This is a genomic window from Hahella sp. KA22, assembly GCF_004135205.1.
Taxonomy (GTDB): Bacteria; Pseudomonadota; Gammaproteobacteria; order Pseudomonadales; family Oleiphilaceae; genus Hahella.
On record NZ_CP035490.1, the window covers coordinates 5,860,316 to 5,875,986 of the forward strand.

The following is a 15,671-nucleotide window of genomic DNA, read 5'->3' on the forward strand; positions in this document are numbered from 1 at the left end:
CGCAAGATATGACAAAGCGCAACCCAAAGACGAAGTCGCGCTCTGCTTAGAATTATTGTGGATTGAGGACCATCTTCCAGCCGGGGAATGATACAACTGTATATGTGTATTGCTCTTCGTCATTTTCAGCAGGTGTTCCTGCATAGGCGTCATTTATTTGCGCCGTGATCAAGTCCATGGCGCTGTGTGGAACAATATCAGTCACATCCTGTCGGGTGTAAGGGTTAATAACTGAAACAACCTCAAATGAGACATACTTTCCGTCTCGCGGCGTGGTTTTTGATATAAAAAAGGCCTGTCCCGCCTGGGCCAAATCCATAACCTTGCCCTGCAGATTGCCTTCCTCCTCTCCGTCCTCATGGACAATCAACCAGTCCACCACTTTCGCACTTGGAACGTCAATTCTGTCTCCGCTATTAAACTGGATCTCTCCAGCAGGTTCACTGGCAATAACGCCGACAAAAACATCCTCACGAATCTCCTGCAAGCGCACGAATATTTGTTCATAACTCACGCCCTGGTAAAGCTTTGTCACCACATAAAAAGACTTCTCGCTTTTTGAATGAAAGCGTTCCTTAAAATATGGGAGAGTCTCGCGAGCGCGGGCGACATATTTTTCCAATAGTCCCTTCAGCTCAAGGTCAATATTTGTAGGCGTGTCTTTATATTTAGATTCAGATTCAGATTCAGCAGTATAAGCGACCGAAGAAATAAGCATGAAGACTATGAAAAGGAGGCTACGTTTTTTCATAAGTATCACCCATAAACTATACCCGCCAAGCGACAGGCTTATTATTTACCCAGCTTCTTAGCTACATATTTATTCATGCTAACCATTTGTTTGTATTTTCTATTTCTTTCAACTAAGCCCCGAAATTCAGGCCGAAGCATATACCACGCAGAAAAGAGTGAAGGGATTGTGTATAAAAATAGAACAACCAATGCAAAGCGAATCAAATCTTCACTTTGAGTCAGCGCCCAAAATACTTGATAGAGTTCCAATACGCCAAGCAGTATGCAAAAGGCCCCAGCAATATAGACGGACCATTTGTGCAGCTTAACCACCCCGACAGTCAGGGCGAGCCCTACAAGTAAAAAAACAGTGCCCACTGTGTTTCCAGCTTTGGATGTCTCCTCAAGCAAAGAAGACAACATGATTTTGATATTACTCGAAAGCAACATGAAACATAGAAGCATCCACACTGCGATGACGAATATCGGCCAAGGCCGCTTAACCGGCGCAAAGACGTTCTCATCGTCGGATTTCAAATCACTGGAGGGAGTATTGTATAGATTATCGGACACGGCTTTATCCACCACTGGCTGCCTGAAACGAGCAGGCATTTTATTGGCGGACATGGCCTGTTAAAAGTATTTTTTGTGACGAAACGTTTTCTTTTCCATCAAGAAATAGTGTGCGTTTCGTGCGGGTGGACTCCCTACACCTTGTGTAGGGAGTCTCTTAGAAGAAGCTCCGCATGATCGTCACTCCACATCTGACCCCCGTCCCCCCAGATACTGAGGCAAGTCATCGCCAATCACGCACCATTTCGCCTTGGATGCGGTGTAAATGTGGTCTTTCGGCAGTTGGTCCGGTTCTTCGTCCAGGGTTCCCAGGGCGATGTCGATATAATCGGGATTGCTGAGAAACCTGAAGAACAGGCTGGAGCCGCATTGGGGGCAGAAGCCGCGCTCCGCCTTTTCCGATGAGCGGTATACTGCGATGCGGTCTCCACCTGCGGTCCAGGTGAAATTCGCCATGCTCACCACGCCGTAAGTTCCCGTCGCCGCGCCGTGGAACTTACGGCACTTGGAGCAATGACAGTGGGATACGTTTTCTTCAAAGGTCTTTACTTCATATTGCACGGCGCCGCACAGACAACTTCCTTTCATATCCCACTTATCTCCGAGTTTATTCAGGTTAACGATACATTCTCATCTATTTACGTCATTGAGCATCCTGTGGTGATGCTTCGCATGATCGCGAATGAATGTCTTAATGAAAAAGTAGCTGTGATCATATCCAGAGCGATAGTTCAGGGTCAGCGGAATGTCTTTCTCCGCGCAGGCGGCCTTCAGCAGCTCTGGGTTCAATTGCTCCGCCAGGAACTCATCCTTATCCCCCTGGTCCACCAGAATCGTCTTCACTTTCGCCCCGGATTCGATCAGCGCCACAGAATCATAGGCTTTCCAGTTTTCCTGGTCCGTTCCCAAATAGCCCGCCAAGGCTTTCTTACCCCAAGGGCAGGACATGGGTGCGCAAATCGGCGCAAAGGCGGAGACTGAACGGAATTTTTCCGGTTGCTTAAGCGCGATAGTCAGCGCGCCATGCCCGCCCATGGAATGGCCGAATACGCCAGTGCGCTCCGGGTCCATGGGCAGGTTGTCAGCCACCAGCGAGTACAGCTCTTCCGTCACGTAGGAATACATACGGTAGTTGGAACGCCAGGGCGCTTCCGTCGCATCCACGTAAAACCCGGCGCCGGAGCCAAAGTCATAGCTGAGATCTTCGCCGTCCAGGCCCACATTGCGGGGGCTGGTGTCAGGCGCCACCACGATAAAGCCGTATTCCGCGGCGGCGGATTCGACGTCCGCCTTCTGCACGAAGTTCTGGTCTGTGCAGGTCAAACCGGAAAGCCAGAACAAGGTGGCGCACTTTCCTTCCTCCGCAGCAGCGGGAACGAATACGGAAAAAGTCATCAGACAACCGCAGGTTTCCGAGTCGTGCTGATAGCGGCGCCAATATCCGCCGTGGCATTTATTTTCCTGAATCAAGTGCATAGGGTTCCTCCCGGTGCGTTAAAAAAGAATCACAGAGCGAATGCTTTTGCCTTCGTGCATGTAGTCAAAAGCTTTATTGATGTCATCCAGAGACAAACTGTAAGTGACCATCGGGTCTACTTTGATTTCGCCGCTGAGATATTTATCCACGTAACCTGGCAGCTGGCTGCGTCCCTTAACGCCACCAAACGCGGTTCCTTTCCAGGTACGGCCAGTGACCAGCTGGAAAGGACGCGTGGAAATTTCCTGACCGGCGCCCGCCACACCGATGATCACGGACGTCCCCCACCCTTTATGGCAGGATTCCAGCGCCGCGCGCATCAATTGCACATTGCCGACGCACTCGAACGAATAATCCACGCCGCCATCGGTCATTTCCACCAACGCCTCCTGGATTGGCGCGGACAATTCCTTGGGGTTCACACAGTCGGTGGCGCCCAGGGCTTTCGCCATCTCAAACTTATCCGGATTAACGTCAACGGCGATGATCCGCCCGGCGTTGGCCATTGCAGCGCCCTGGATGACGCTCAAGCCAATGCCGCCCAGGCCGAATACCGCCACCGTCGAGCCTGGCTCTACTTTCGCCGTGTTCAACACCGCGCCAATGCCAGTGGTGACGCCGCAGCCCAACAGACAGACTTTCTCCAACGGCGCCTTAGGATTGATTTTGGCCAGCGCGATTTCCGGCAGCACGGTGTACTCGGAAAAAGTAGAGGTGCCCATATAGTGGTAAAGCTGCTTGCCCTGATAGGAGAAGCGCGAAGTGCCGTCCGGCATCAGGCCTTTGCCCTGGGTGAGCCGGATCGCCTGACAGAGATTGGTTTTGCCGGACGCGCAGAACTTGCATTGTCCGCACTCCGGAATATAAAGAGGAATAACGTGATCGCCCGGCTTAACGGAGGTTACGCCTTCACCGACCTCCATCACCACACCGCCGCCTTCATGGCCAAGAATAGCGGGAAAAAGCCCTTCGGGGTCATCTCCTGAGAGCGTATAAGCGTCGGTATGACAGACGCCAGTGGCGACAATCTTGACCAGCACTTCCCCGGCTTTTGGCCCCTGAACGTCCACCTCGACGATTTCGAGCGGCTGGCCGGCGGCGAATGCGACTGCTGCGCGTGATTTCATATTAAGCTCCCTGGGGGTTAAGGTTATGGGTTGTTATGGATTCCAGTGAGACACTATAGGCGCCGTCAGAAGGCATCGCAATGCCTGCAGTCGGCTTCGCGGCCCTCCACCAAAAGGCGTACTCATATGATTCAAAACGGGAATTGTTCGACATTCCTGACCACGCGCTGACGCATTTCCCTTGCGAGACGTTGAACCCCAGACGGATACTGAGCGCGACTCAGGACGTCGCGGCCATCATCATGATCCTCACAAGCAAACTGCAACCGCCTCAACTTCCCGCGCAACTTTTGCCTCGGGACGCCTTACAGCAACGACTTGGCGGCATAATAAGAAAGCCGGTCACATTGGTGTCCGCGCCGCCGGGCTTTGGCAAAACCACGGCGCTGGCGCAATTTCTTCATCGCGAACAACTCCCCTACCTGTGGTACGCCCTGGACGAACAGGATAATGTCCCTGGGATTTTCTGGCGTTATGTTTGCGCGGGATTCGAGTCCGTCTTCCCCAAAATCGGCCCGCGCAGCGCGCGCATCCTGTCTGTAGATGACGACGCCTTGAACGCTGTGCGCAGCCTGCTGGACGAGTTGACGCAACTGGGACGCACCTGGCGGCGTCCGGAAAGCATGCTGGTGGCGATTGATGATGTGCATTACCTCAACGACCCAGCCTTGTTACAGCAGCTGGACTACTTTCTGGATCATCTGCCGCCTTACCTTCATGTGGCTCTGATCAGTCGCACGATACCGGCGCTGCATATTCCCCGTCGTCAGGTCCGCGACAGCGTTCTGTTACTGAATGCGGAGCATCTGCGGCTCTCTGAAACCGAAGCGCCGCAATTCCTGCAAACCCGCCTGGGGATAAGCCTGGAAGCATCGGATATGAAAAAACTGCATCGCCTTACCGAGGGCTGGATCGGCGCATTGCAACTGTATGGTTTGAACCTGCAGTCGCAACCCGCCAACCGGCTGCTGACATTAAGCGCGCAGCCAGAGAATGTGGCCGCCTATCTGGCGGAAGAGTGTTTTCAGCAACAGGACGACTGGGTGCAGACAGGTTTGTTGAATCTGGCCCTGGTTCCCCTTTTTAACCTGCAGCTCGCCAACCAGCTTTGTCCCGGCCTGGACGCCGCCTTGTTGCTGGAGACTTTGTTGAAGCGCCAGTTGTTTTTATCCGAAACCAGCGCCGATGGAGCCTGGTATCGCTTCCACGATTTGTTGAGGGATTGGCTGCAATTGCGCAATCAAGACCGCCCGCCCGGGGAACTGCAAATGCTGCATGGACAGGCCGCACAATGGTATGCGGAGCAAAGTTACTTTTTAGAGGCCATGGAGCAATGGACCCTTGCCGGCGACTGGGAGCAAACCGCTTTATGCGCAGGCCGCGCGCTGCCGGAAATTCTCCGTATGGGCCATTATCCGCTAGTAGCGCGACTACTGACGAAAATCCCCCACGAACAACTGCACCGTTATCCCAAGCTTTTGGTCCAGCGGGCGTTTTTACAATTGACGCGAATGCGCTTCTATGAAGTCGAGACTGATCTGGATCTGGCGGAGCGCTATGTGGACGCCATGCTGGAGCAGTCCCAAAATGCTCAGACACTGGCGCAGTTGAAACGCCAGTACGGGTTACAGGAATCCGAATCCGTCAGAGAACTGAAATGCATGATCATTCTCGGACGCAGCCACATCGCCCGGATGACGGATAGACCCGAGCTCGCCACCGAACAGCTTGAGCAAACCCGCGACTTTCTTCCTGAACAGGACTCGCCCTTCACCGCCTGGCTGTTTCAGGGCCTGGGCGCGGACGAGTATATCCGCGGCTCGTTGCATGCGGCGCAATACCTGCTGATGCGCGCCCTGCGCAGTAGCCGCAAATATGAAGAGGGTTTCTGCCTGCTCGCCACCTTATCCTGGTTAATTCCCGTGCTTCTGCAACAAGGTAAGCTGCAATTCGCCAAAGAACTCCTGGAGGAACAGCAGTCCTGGCTGGAAAGCCGCCACATGCACTGTTTGCCAAACTGGGGCGCCCTGCACTATCTACGCCTGTTGATTCTGCTTGAGCTGGAACAACCCGAGGCGGCCAATCAGGAGTTAGAGCGCCTGTGGGACGCCACCGACGACCGCGTCATGGCGGTGGACCGGGTCTACCATAAATGGGGCGAGCTCGCCCTGCGTCTGGCTCAGCAAGACTATCTGCAGGCGGAAAAGGCGCTGAATCAGTTGGACGCCTATTTTCAGCAGCATTTCAGTCAGTGGAATTTTGTCATCCCCAACCCCGCCACGCTCAAAGTTCTTCTCGACGCCTTATCAGGCAACCCTTTCCCCTTGGCGCAATGGGCTGCGGCTTATGATACCCAGGCGCCTATCGTCAATTTGCAACGGCAAACCATCGAACTGATGATGTACGTCCGCATCAGGATCTATCAGCAAGCGGACGAGCTGGACATACTTCAGGAACGGCTCAAGCTCATCCAGCAAGCTGGAAACCTGTACTTTTCTATTAATCTCTTGGTTCTGTGCTGCCTTAACGAATTGGCTCAAGCGCGCCCCAGCAGCGCGCGAGAGTTTCTCAGTCAGGCCGTAAACGCCGCCGCGCCTCTCGGCGTACGCCGTCCCTTCCAGGAAGAAATCGCCTTTCTGCAACCGCTATTAATGGATATGACGCGACGCGGACACGCTGCGACTTTTATCTCAGAACTGATGGCTTACTCGCCCTCTCAAGTCCGCCCGCAACACGGCCACAGCAGATATCCGTTAGTGGAAGAACTCAGCCAAAGGGAGACCACCATTCTGAATCACTTGTCCGCAGGGCGCAGTAATGAGGAAATCGCGGTCGCGCTGAACATCGCCGCCTCCACGGTAAAGACGCATTTGCGCAACATATACGCTAAACTGGGGGTGCGTCGCCGCACTCAGGCGCTGGCGATCGCAAGGGACAAAGGCTTGGTGTAAGAAGCTGACGGCTTACATCGACGCCAGGATTTCCTGTCTATCACGCACTTTGAGTTTCATTCATTCGCCGCCGCTACGACACTCCATGTCGTATCAAAAGGTATCATTTCAGCTCTCCCTGAGAGAGCCCGTCATCCAATATTCGTCCAACTCACTGAAGATAAAAGGCTTATGCAGTTCAAAGCAATTCTATTCATTGCGGCCTCATCGCTTTGCGCAACAGCGGCGGCGTCCACACTTAGGACGCAAGCCAATACTGGCGATCAGACGCCGATCCCGCTTGAAGCTGAGACCCAGTTACCAAGTGCGGACCTGCCGATATACCACGCCAACGCACAGTCGGCGCCGCCACAGAATCTGGTCGCCCCAGAGCCGGCCTATCTCGCGCTTCTGGGGCTGGGAGCGATGGCGCTGTTTTTGCGCCGGCGCTCCACTCTCTGACAAACGCCATCAGGCGGCCTGTTTGCCATCGTATGGCCTCGTCTGACGCGCCCCTTGTAACGCCTGCGCCCACCAGACCAGTCGATCCAGCATAATGTCCATGGACTTTTGCGCGCGCGCAGGGGCCAACAGTTCGCCATGCTCATCAAACTGCTCCCAGGCGCTGACGAAGCTGACGGTATCCCTTACAGTCACGGCATGCAGCTCCGCAAACACCAGACGTAACTGCTCCACCGCCCGCAGACCGCCGGAAATACCGCCATAAGACACAAACGCCACCGGCTTGGCGCGCCACTCGCTGTTCACGGAGTCAATGACGAACTTCAAGGGGGCAGGATAGCCGTGGTTATATTCCGGCGTCACAATGACGAACGCATCCGCCAGTCCCACACGATGGCATAACGCTTCGACCGCGGGAAGACGCTCACGTTGATGGTACGGGGGCAGCGCCAGTTCCGCCGGGTCAATCATATCCAGATTCAGCCCCTGACGATTAAGAATGCGCCCGCCGGCCCAGCGCGCCACTTTGTCGCAGAAGCGTCCTTCCCGAGTGCTGCCATAGATCAACGCCACGTTAATATCACTGCCCATAAATCACTACTCCAAAGAGGTTGTTATCAAGTCTGCGGCAGTGTAAAACCTCAACTTAACTTTAGGTCAAGAGGTATTTCCATGGCGAAGCTCAACGCCAGTAACGCTTACAAAGAACTCAGCGTCGGCGAAGTGGCGAAGCGCAGCGGCGTCGCCGTTTCCACCCTGCATTTCTACGAATCCAAAGGATTGCTGAAGAGCAGTCGCAACTCCGGCAATCAACGCCGTTATCCAAGAGGCGTCCTGCGGAGAGTGGCGATCATCAAGGTGGCGCAACGCACTGGCGTACCGTTGTCAGCGATCAAAGAAGCTTTGTCGACTCTGCCCGAAGGTCGCGCGCCCAATGCGGCGGACTGGCGACGCTTATCAGAACAATGGAAACAAGTGCTGGATGACCGAATACGCAAACTCACCCAGTTAAGGGATCAGCTGGACGACTGCATCGGTTGCGGTTGCCTGTCGATGGAGGATTGCCCGCTGCGCAATCCCTGGGATGAATTGGCGGCGCAGGGCCCAGGGCCGCGCTTATTGGAGCAGGATTAACCCCGGCTAACGCCGGGGCGGTTAATCGTTTGTATACACTATTGCTCAGGGACGTTCGTGTAAAAACCAGCGGCGGGTTTTCATGAGCGAACGGGCGTGATCACGCAGGAGAACCCCCGCCAACGCCGTGGTGCAAGGCGCCAGCGCTTCCTGTTCAAAGGCCAGATCGAAGGATTCGAAAATATCCTTTGGGCCCGACCTGGCGTTGAACTGCAGCATGGTTCCGTAATGGGCCACCAGCTCTGCGCCGTACTTGTCATGCCAATGCCGCAACATGGCGATAGAGGCTTCCGACCCCACATTCTCAGCGCCGTACCAATGCATATACGCCAGCGCCTCCCAGGGTTTTGTCGTCGGCAACAGCATTAACGCCTGCGCCTGCCCCTGAGGCTCGTACCAGTCGATATGGTCACAATACTCGGGCTCCAGCACATCGCTGGCGCCTGAGTATTGAATCTCCCATTCCAACATCCAGCGCTCGAATTCAAAGTAACTGGTGATCTGCTTCTCGGCGATCAATTTATTGATTTCATCCAGAGAGGGAACTTTGCCAAAACGCTCTTTGGTATGGCCGATACTGTACTCGAAATTCTCCTCCAGATCTTCAGAGTACAGGCGATTATGGGCGTCCAGGACCGCCTGTATGTCAGCCATTTCCGCGCCGGCGCAGATGGCCTGCGGCGAGAGATCCCTGTCTGCTCCCGACGGCTCCCATCCATAAGGACGGCGCATAAACGCATCCTCGTTGAGCACCGCCTCGCGCCAGCTGCCCGTATCATTCAACCAGCATGCATGCAACACCGGCCACATGCCGGTCTGATCGGAAATAGTACGAAACTCCGCCCACAAATCCATCGCCTCCCCGGCGGTAATTTCAACAGCGAAGGCCTTCCGTGCAACGCCCGGCACATCCATCATCACGACTTCATGCTCGTCATAACCGATCCCACTGAGAATCTCACATAACTGGTCTTCGGTTTCTAACATTGCGCAACCTTCCTTCACATCTAACAGGTTCTATATGTGGCCGACTTTTTTCTCATATCTTGAGTTTAGTAGCAGGAAAACTTTAAACCAAACCCCAGCAGGCAATCCTATGTAAACGATTGTGTAATCTGCGCAATACCGCAGCCGCACAATCCCCACGGGATATACTGAATTGAAAGCCAAGTCTTTGCAGATGAATCTATAGCGTCAGCCAATACAATGAAATCGGCTGATCGGACGCCATAGTAGAAGTGAGGCTAAAGAACGATTTATCGGGAAGGAAACCACGCAGAGTCACAACAGCTTTTATGGCGCTTTGTATTTAGCTGCGACAAGAAGATGAAAGAAAAGGCCCACTTTAAAGGGCCTTTATAAAACTGTTGCTTACCAGTCCCTTCCCCCGTGAAACCCGCGTTCGCCGTGTTTTTCTATAAACGCCACCAGCGTGGCTTTCTGTTCGGCAGTCAGGGTGCTGTGCAGCCGTGCAAGCGTTGGCAGTACGCTGGCGACCGCTTCGTTCATTTGCTGTTGATGCGCTTCGAATGCCGTCAGGATTTTTGCTTCATCCAGTTGCTCACTGTTGATCTGCGCGATCAGCAGCTCATGGGCGCCTTCCCGCTCTGATTTCATTTTTTGTTTCGCCGCCTGGATCTGCGTAAACAGTTCATCCAGGATGACCTGTTGCTCCGCATTGAGTTCGAGTTCATCGCTGACCCACTCCTTCGCGTGCTCCCAGCGTTTTTCAGGATCATAGCGACAGGCCATCGCTCCTAAAGACATCGCGGCGACCAGTATCCACAACAGCGGTTTTCTGACGTATTTACCCATTTTCGTAGCGTTCATAGCGCGTTTCCTCGTGATGTTTAACATGATGATCAACGTGCTCAGTGTAGGATTACGCTGGCGGGTATTCTTTTCACCGCGGTATCGGCTTGTTTCACTTTGTAACGATCTATCCTAATGATAAAAAAGGGATTTTCTGACAGAGAGACAAATCCTTGAAACTTTGCCGCTACAGCGCCGGTTACAGTCGCACTATCATGTAATTCTGATTTCCCTTTTCCCGCTACGAATGCTTATGAACTTGTTGCTGATAGATGACGATAATGATCTGGCGCGCCTGTTAAACCGCTACTTTCAACGTTTTGGCTGGGAGCTTCGACATGCTTCCGCGCCGTCAATCGCCTACGCGCAGTTAAAGCAAAGCCAGCCTGACGCGATTATTCTGGACGTCATGTTGCCGGAGGAAGATGGATTCGCCGTATGTCGCAAGCTTCGCCATGACTACACGACGCCAATCATCATGCTGACGGCCCGCGGTGAAGTGACGGATCGCATCGTTGGCTTGGAGTTAGGCGCCGATGATTATCTGCCAAAGCCCTTCGAACCACGGGAGCTTGCTGCGCGCATCCAGAGCATTACCCGTCGTCACGTCTCGGTGGAAAAGCCCTCACCCCTGATGCAGTTCCGCGATCTGGAGATTAACCCGACGACACAGGAGGCGCTTGTGGCTGGACGCCCGCTTACACTGACCACGTCCGAATTCCGCCTGCTTCAGTTATTCGCCTCGGCTCCCGGTAAAGTGTTTTCCCGCGACGAGATTATGAACAGCCTCAAAGGTACAGAAGTAGAGCTTTTCTCACGCGCGATCGATATTACGGTCAGCCGCCTGCGGCAAAAAATGAAGACAAAAAGCAAAAGGGAGTTCATAAAGACTGTCTGGGGAGCCGGCTACCGATTTGTCGGAGAAGCGCTGTAATGCTCAAACACAAACGAAAGCGTCGTCACTCTCTGTCAGTCAGGCTGATTTTGATATTTTTGGCCACCGCCTTTGCAGTCCTTGTGCTCATCGCGGCGGCTTTTCAGAATATTTCGCAGGAACGCGCCCATGTTTTCTGGAAAGATATTTTTTCAGATTACTTTTACTCCCTCAGCAAAGACATTCAGCCCCCTTACGACTCGGCGTTCATAGCGTCCATAGAGAGCCGCACCCATACTCAAGTCAGCGTCCAGAATACCGATGGAGCTTGGGCGCACGAAACACCTCCGTTCGCCGGTGCAGATCTTGAGTTCCGCGACGCTGGCGATGGCCGTATCGAATACACTCATTGGAGACGCTACTTTGTCCTGCGCATTCCGCGCCAAGACGCCACCATCTATTTCTACGCCAGACCATTTGAAGGCGAGAACGGCCTGACTTTCACCGGCATCGCCCTGCTGCTGTCGATCTTACTGGTGATCTTTCTCTGCTTTCTGAGCATTAAACGCTTACTCAAGCCTATCGGCTGGCTGACCCAGGCCGCGCAAAAGGTGGCTGGCGGCGACTTCCAGCAACGCATTCCCACTCTGAGGCAGGATGAGCTGGGACAGTTGAGCGACACCTTCAACACCATGTCCGCGCAGATTGAGTCCATGCTTAACGCCAAACGCCAGTTGTTGCTGGCTATCAGCCACGAGCTCAGATCGCCTCTCACCCGAATGCGCGTCGCTGGCGAAATGATCGACGACGAAGCGCAACGCGATGAACTGGTGCGTGAAATACATCATATGGACAGACTGATCACTGAACTGCTGGAATGCGAAAGACTGGAAACAGGCCATCACGCGCTCCAGTTGCACGACATCGACGCCGCCAGACTGTTATGCGAGCTGATCGATGAGCGCTTCGCCAGACAGCGCGCCTTGATCAGACTGGATTGCTCCGCAAACAACCAGGCGCACCTGGACCCTGTTCGCTTCAAACTGCTGGCGGCCAACCTGCTAGATAACGCGTTGAAGCATGGGGAGGGCAAGAATGTTGTCGCTAGTTGGCGACAACTACCGGATTACGGCGAATTGATTGTCGAAGACAAAGGACAAGGCGTCGAGTCGGAGCATTTAGCAGCGCTGACAGATCCCTTCTATCGCGGAGACCAATCACGCGCTCACACTGGCGGCCTTGGACTAGGCCTCTATCTATGTCGACAGATCGCCAAAGCGCATGGCGGCGAACTGCGCATCGACAGTGAGAAAGGCAAGGGAACCCGCGTCACCGTGAGGTTCCCGTTAAACAGCGATCGTTAGATTACAGGCTGGGACATTTAGGAATCGCACAGGAGGCGGCAGTCTTGCGCGCCAGAATATTCGCCACATCCTTCGATGTTGTGGCGATAGTGGCGTCGTCAGGGGCCAGCGCACTGGCGCATTTCGCCGCTTCTGTCGCAACCTCGCACCCTTGCTGGGCAAGCGCATAAGACAGATTATTCCAGCCTTCCGCCTTCTGCGGTTGCAGCGCCACCAACTGTCGAAACGCAGCCTCCGCCACAGCGTAATCTTTGGCGGCATAGGCGAGATTGCCAAATCCCAGTTGCAAAATAACAGAGTCCGGCCAACGCTTCACCGCCGCGGCGTAAGTGGCGCGGGCCTGCTGCGGATGTCCGGTATTCGCTAAGTCCTGCGCCGCTTTAGCGACAGGAAAGGGCTCTCCTGTGGCGGGCAAATCTCCGGGAGGTAAAATGACCCGCGCCCAATAGCCGCCATTTTTCCAGGTGCGCTCAAAGGTGCGCAGCAACAGCGTTTCACGTTCAGTGACGCCTGAACGCAGAATGATTTCCGCGCTGCCGAAGTCATACCCTACCACTACCGCGAAATGCCAGACCGGACTCCAGCTCAACCCCAGGTTCTGAAACACCAAAACAGGGTGTCCCGCAGCCACTTCGCGCAGGATATTCTCCATTTCAGGCTGCAATGGATAGGCGAGTCGCCCATAGCTGCGGGCCGCCGCCACCATCTCCACCTGGAAACTCCCCTGCCGGTCCGGCACATACACCAAACCAACCAGATCGTCGGGAACAACAGGCTGTTCGGGCGCTGTCAGCACTGTCGCCAACGCCGCAGGGCCACACTGATATTCAGACTGAGGATAAAAAGGCGTTGCGGTAAGTTCCGCCTGAAAGGGGATATCGCTGGGCGGTTCCGCCATCAGCGCCGCCGACTGCGGTAAAGAACCACAGCCAGAGAGCGCCGCGACGATTACAACTATAATCGCCGCGGCCTTTGCGTGTATTTGCTTAAACAATGTCCGAACTACAAACAACGTTTATCGCCAAACCGCATAGAAGCTCAGCGCACCTTAACGGCCGATGGGCTTGATAACCGGGAAAATATTGGTGGCGCCCAGTAGATCCAGCACGATCAATATCACAAAAATAACCAGAATCACGCCCAAAGCAGAGCTGGCGCCCGCTGGCATTTCATTGATTTGCTTATTGAATTCCGCGATTTCATCCGCAGTCATGTTCGCCACGCGAGCTTCAACGTCTTCCTGGCTTACGCCCAGGCTCAGCAACACTTCTTTCGCCTCATCAGAGCCAGTAATGCGCATAATCTGCTCGCGATCATAGTTTTGCTGCTCAACCTGAATCTGAGTATCAGTTGAGACCATCGCCGCACGCACCGCAGCACTCTGCAAGCTCAATACGAACATGCTCATGCTCAGCAATACAGCGGTAATTTGCTTAATCAGGCGTTTGGATTTCATAGTCATTCCTCATTTCTTAAGTAAGAGATTCGTTGGAGTTATTACTGCGACATCGCGTCGCGTTGACGAAAGAAACAGAATTCTAAGTGTCGCAACGGAATTACGAAAGTGCAAACGCCCTGCTGCGAGATATTTATTCACAACAGGGCGCTTACATTATTTCCGACGCCGGACCTGCGGCGTCGGCAGCTCAGGTTGCGCAATCCGTCGCGAACTCAGGGCTGATTAGAGGCTCGCGCCCTGTGGAACGATTTCCACGCGACGATTCATCTGACGGCCTTGCTCATTTGAGTTTTCAGCCAGCGGTTGCTCTTCGCCGTGAGGAACCACTACGAAATCAACCTGTCCGGAAACCAGATTGCGCAATGCCTGTACGGTGCTGTTGGCGCGATCAGCGGACAGCTTGCGGTTGTAGTCTGCGGAACCTGTGTCGTCTGCGTGACCGTGTATTTCAACGCGGTTGTAGGCGCCTTCCTGGATGTAGCTCGCCCACTGCTGCAGGTCGCCTTGCTCGCCAGGACCAATCTTGGCGGAGTCAAAAGCAAATTCAATATTCGCGCTTGGCATTGGCGCGGCTTCCACTACTGGCTCTGGAGCCGGCTCAACCACAGGCTCTGGCTGGGCTGGTTCAATCACCACCGGCTCTTCAACTACAGGCTCCGGCTGGCTGGACGCACACGCGGACAGACCAATCACAGCAGCCGCCAACAAACTGAATTTAGACAGGTTTTTCATGTTTTTTCCTCATTTCTACTATCTAATTGCGGGGCAACCATTCCTTAGGCGGCTCCCTATCTTTGGGCGCCCGGTTAAATCACCAAGCGGTTTCTGTAATTCTCGTCCACCAGTCCCTCTCCTCATCCTGAACTCTGTATGGGGCGTTATCCCCTCATCACGAGCCGGCTCAAAAGAGGGATCGGCTTCCTGGCGTTCTTCACAAGTCAGCAGTCGATTATCCACCCGGGACACTCCCTCGACTGAAAGCGCAACTTGCTCCGCCAGCACTTTTTCTATCGCGGTGTCGACATCGCCTTCCAATACCGCTCTGTCGCGAATCACCGTCACCTGGATTGCGAAGGCGCGCAATGCCGGGTTCAATAAATAGCGGGTTTGAATCACCCCTTCCTTCCAGCCTTCGGCGAAGGGGCTGCGTCCGTTGTCATTGGCTTTGGCGACTATCGTCGCAGTGGTAAGCGCCACCAGGACGAACATCTTTAGCCACTGCGTAACCGTTCTCGAACACATATTGCTTCTCCCTTACAGCCAACCCGACGGCCCCTCCCGGGCTCGTTAGCCTGTTCAGCTAAATAACTCTTTAGCACTACATTTAGCGCTACGAACTGATCTCTGGCGTGGCGTCAGGCTTTACTGACGCCGACTTGTTATGCGCCGAAGACATAAAGTCCGCATACTCAACCAGGGAGATATCTCCGCTCCGATCCATATCGAACATCTCAAAAGCATCCATCAGATCCTGTCGATTCCGCGCCTCAAATCGGGTGATCAAGGCGTCTGCATCCTTGTCCATCTCCACGAATCCTGGAATGGTGATGTCGAACTGATTATCGACTGTCGCCGCCTGCGCTCCGCTAACTGCAGCGCACAGCGCCAGAATTATGGTCAGCAGAGATTTCATGATGCGGCTCCTCATAAGGTCGTGGACTAATAAAGTCATGGACAAGTTTCAGCAAATGGATGAACGACTTGGTTATCGCCAGTCCGATTAACAA

At 54.0% G+C, this 15,671-nt stretch carries 18 protein-coding genes; 5 read left to right on the forward strand and 13 right to left on the reverse strand.

The window, feature by feature from the left end:
- Positions 1-52: 52 nt before the first annotated feature.
- The 5 genes from EUZ85_RS25790 to EUZ85_RS25810 all read right to left on the reverse strand — a co-directional run bounded on the left by EUZ85_RS25790 (position 53) and on the right by EUZ85_RS25810 (position 3,909).
- Complete coding sequence (locus EUZ85_RS25790; protein WP_127973017.1) at positions 53-751, reverse strand: DUF2314 domain-containing protein; 699 nt, start codon at positions 749-751, stop codon at positions 53-55.
- A 41-nt stretch (positions 752-792) separates the two neighbouring features.
- Entirely contained in the window at positions 793-1,359 is a 567-nt protein-coding gene (locus EUZ85_RS25795) for a hypothetical protein (protein ID WP_127973018.1), read from the reverse strand.
- Positions 1,360-1,485: 126 nt separating this feature from the next.
- Positions 1,486-1,893 (reverse strand): GFA family protein, encoded by a 408-nt coding sequence (locus EUZ85_RS25800; RefSeq protein WP_127973019.1) that lies wholly within the window; start codon positions 1,891-1,893, stop codon positions 1,486-1,488.
- A 42-nt stretch (positions 1,894-1,935) separates the two neighbouring features.
- Entirely contained in the window at positions 1,936-2,781 is an 846-nt protein-coding gene (gene fghA / locus EUZ85_RS25805; protein WP_127973020.1) for an S-formylglutathione hydrolase, read from the reverse strand.
- Positions 2,782-2,799: 18 nt separating this feature from the next.
- Positions 2,800-3,909 carry an S-(hydroxymethyl)glutathione dehydrogenase/class III alcohol dehydrogenase gene (locus tag EUZ85_RS25810; protein ID WP_127973021.1) on the reverse strand — a complete coding sequence of 370 codons (1,110 nt, stop codon included), beginning with the start codon at positions 3,907-3,909 and terminating at the stop codon, positions 2,800-2,802.
- 80 nt (positions 3,910-3,989) lie between these two features.
- Between EUZ85_RS25810 and EUZ85_RS25815 the strand changes: the two genes are divergently transcribed.
- Positions 3,990-6,860, forward strand: a complete 2,871-nt coding sequence (locus EUZ85_RS25815) for a LuxR C-terminal-related transcriptional regulator (RefSeq protein ID WP_127973022.1) — start codon at positions 3,990-3,992, stop codon at positions 6,858-6,860.
- A 171-nt stretch (positions 6,861-7,031) separates the two neighbouring features.
- Positions 7,032-7,301: a PEP-CTERM sorting domain-containing protein gene (locus tag EUZ85_RS25820; RefSeq protein WP_127973023.1), complete on the forward strand. Its 270-nt coding sequence runs from the start codon at positions 7,032-7,034 to the stop codon at positions 7,299-7,301.
- Positions 7,302-7,310: 9 nt separating this feature from the next.
- Here EUZ85_RS25820 and EUZ85_RS25825 read toward each other — a convergent pair whose 3' ends face one another.
- Positions 7,311-7,892: an NADPH-dependent FMN reductase gene (locus tag EUZ85_RS25825; RefSeq protein WP_127973024.1), complete on the reverse strand. Its 582-nt coding sequence runs from the start codon at positions 7,890-7,892 to the stop codon at positions 7,311-7,313.
- 81 nt (positions 7,893-7,973) lie between these two features.
- Between EUZ85_RS25825 and soxR the strand changes: the two genes are divergently transcribed.
- A complete protein-coding gene (gene soxR, locus EUZ85_RS25830; RefSeq protein WP_127973025.1) occupies positions 7,974-8,435 on the forward strand; it encodes a redox-sensitive transcriptional activator SoxR in 462 nt (153 codons plus the stop codon).
- Positions 8,436-8,480: 45 nt separating this feature from the next.
- Here soxR and EUZ85_RS25835 read toward each other — a convergent pair whose 3' ends face one another.
- Positions 8,481-9,422, reverse strand: coding sequence for a DUF4253 domain-containing protein (locus EUZ85_RS25835; RefSeq protein ID WP_127973026.1), 942 nt, complete (start codon positions 9,420-9,422; stop codon positions 8,481-8,483).
- A 384-nt stretch (positions 9,423-9,806) separates the two neighbouring features.
- On the reverse strand, positions 9,807-10,265 hold the full coding sequence (locus EUZ85_RS25840) for a Spy/CpxP family protein refolding chaperone (protein WP_164887359.1): 459 nt from the start codon (positions 10,263-10,265) through the stop codon (positions 9,807-9,809).
- A gap of 235 nt (positions 10,266-10,500) precedes the next feature.
- On the opposite strand from EUZ85_RS25840, the gene EUZ85_RS25845 reads away from it, so the two are divergent.
- Both EUZ85_RS25845 and EUZ85_RS25850 read left to right on the forward strand, forming a co-directional pair.
- A complete protein-coding gene (locus tag EUZ85_RS25845; protein WP_127973028.1) occupies positions 10,501-11,181 on the forward strand; it encodes a response regulator transcription factor in 681 nt (226 codons plus the stop codon).
- The gene (locus tag EUZ85_RS25850) at positions 11,181-12,485 is read left to right on the forward strand and encodes a HAMP domain-containing sensor histidine kinase (RefSeq protein WP_127973029.1); all 1,305 of its coding nucleotides are present in this window, start codon (positions 11,181-11,183) and stop codon (positions 12,483-12,485) included. Before EUZ85_RS25845 ends, EUZ85_RS25850 begins: the two co-directional genes overlap by 1 nt.
- Position 12,486: 1 nt before the next feature.
- Here EUZ85_RS25850 and EUZ85_RS25855 read toward each other — a convergent pair whose 3' ends face one another.
- From EUZ85_RS25855 to EUZ85_RS25875, 5 genes are all read right to left on the reverse strand, one after another.
- Complete coding sequence (locus tag EUZ85_RS25855) at positions 12,487-13,383, reverse strand: PA2778 family cysteine peptidase (RefSeq protein WP_127973030.1); 897 nt, start codon at positions 13,381-13,383, stop codon at positions 12,487-12,489.
- Between the two features lie 150 nt (positions 13,384-13,533).
- On the reverse strand, positions 13,534-13,941 hold the full coding sequence (locus EUZ85_RS25860; RefSeq protein ID WP_127973031.1) for a PA2779 family protein: 408 nt from the start codon (positions 13,939-13,941) through the stop codon (positions 13,534-13,536).
- Between the two features lie 225 nt (positions 13,942-14,166).
- On the reverse strand, positions 14,167-14,676 hold the full coding sequence (locus tag EUZ85_RS25865) for an OmpA family protein (protein ID WP_127973032.1): 510 nt from the start codon (positions 14,674-14,676) through the stop codon (positions 14,167-14,169).
- A gap of 18 nt (positions 14,677-14,694) precedes the next feature.
- On the reverse strand, positions 14,695-15,186 hold the full coding sequence (locus EUZ85_RS25870) for a BON domain-containing protein (protein ID WP_127973033.1): 492 nt from the start codon (positions 15,184-15,186) through the stop codon (positions 14,695-14,697).
- Between the two features lie 88 nt (positions 15,187-15,274).
- Positions 15,275-15,577, reverse strand: coding sequence for an EF-hand domain-containing protein (locus EUZ85_RS25875; RefSeq protein WP_127973034.1), 303 nt, complete (start codon positions 15,575-15,577; stop codon positions 15,275-15,277).
- Positions 15,578-15,671: the final 94 nt, after the last annotated feature.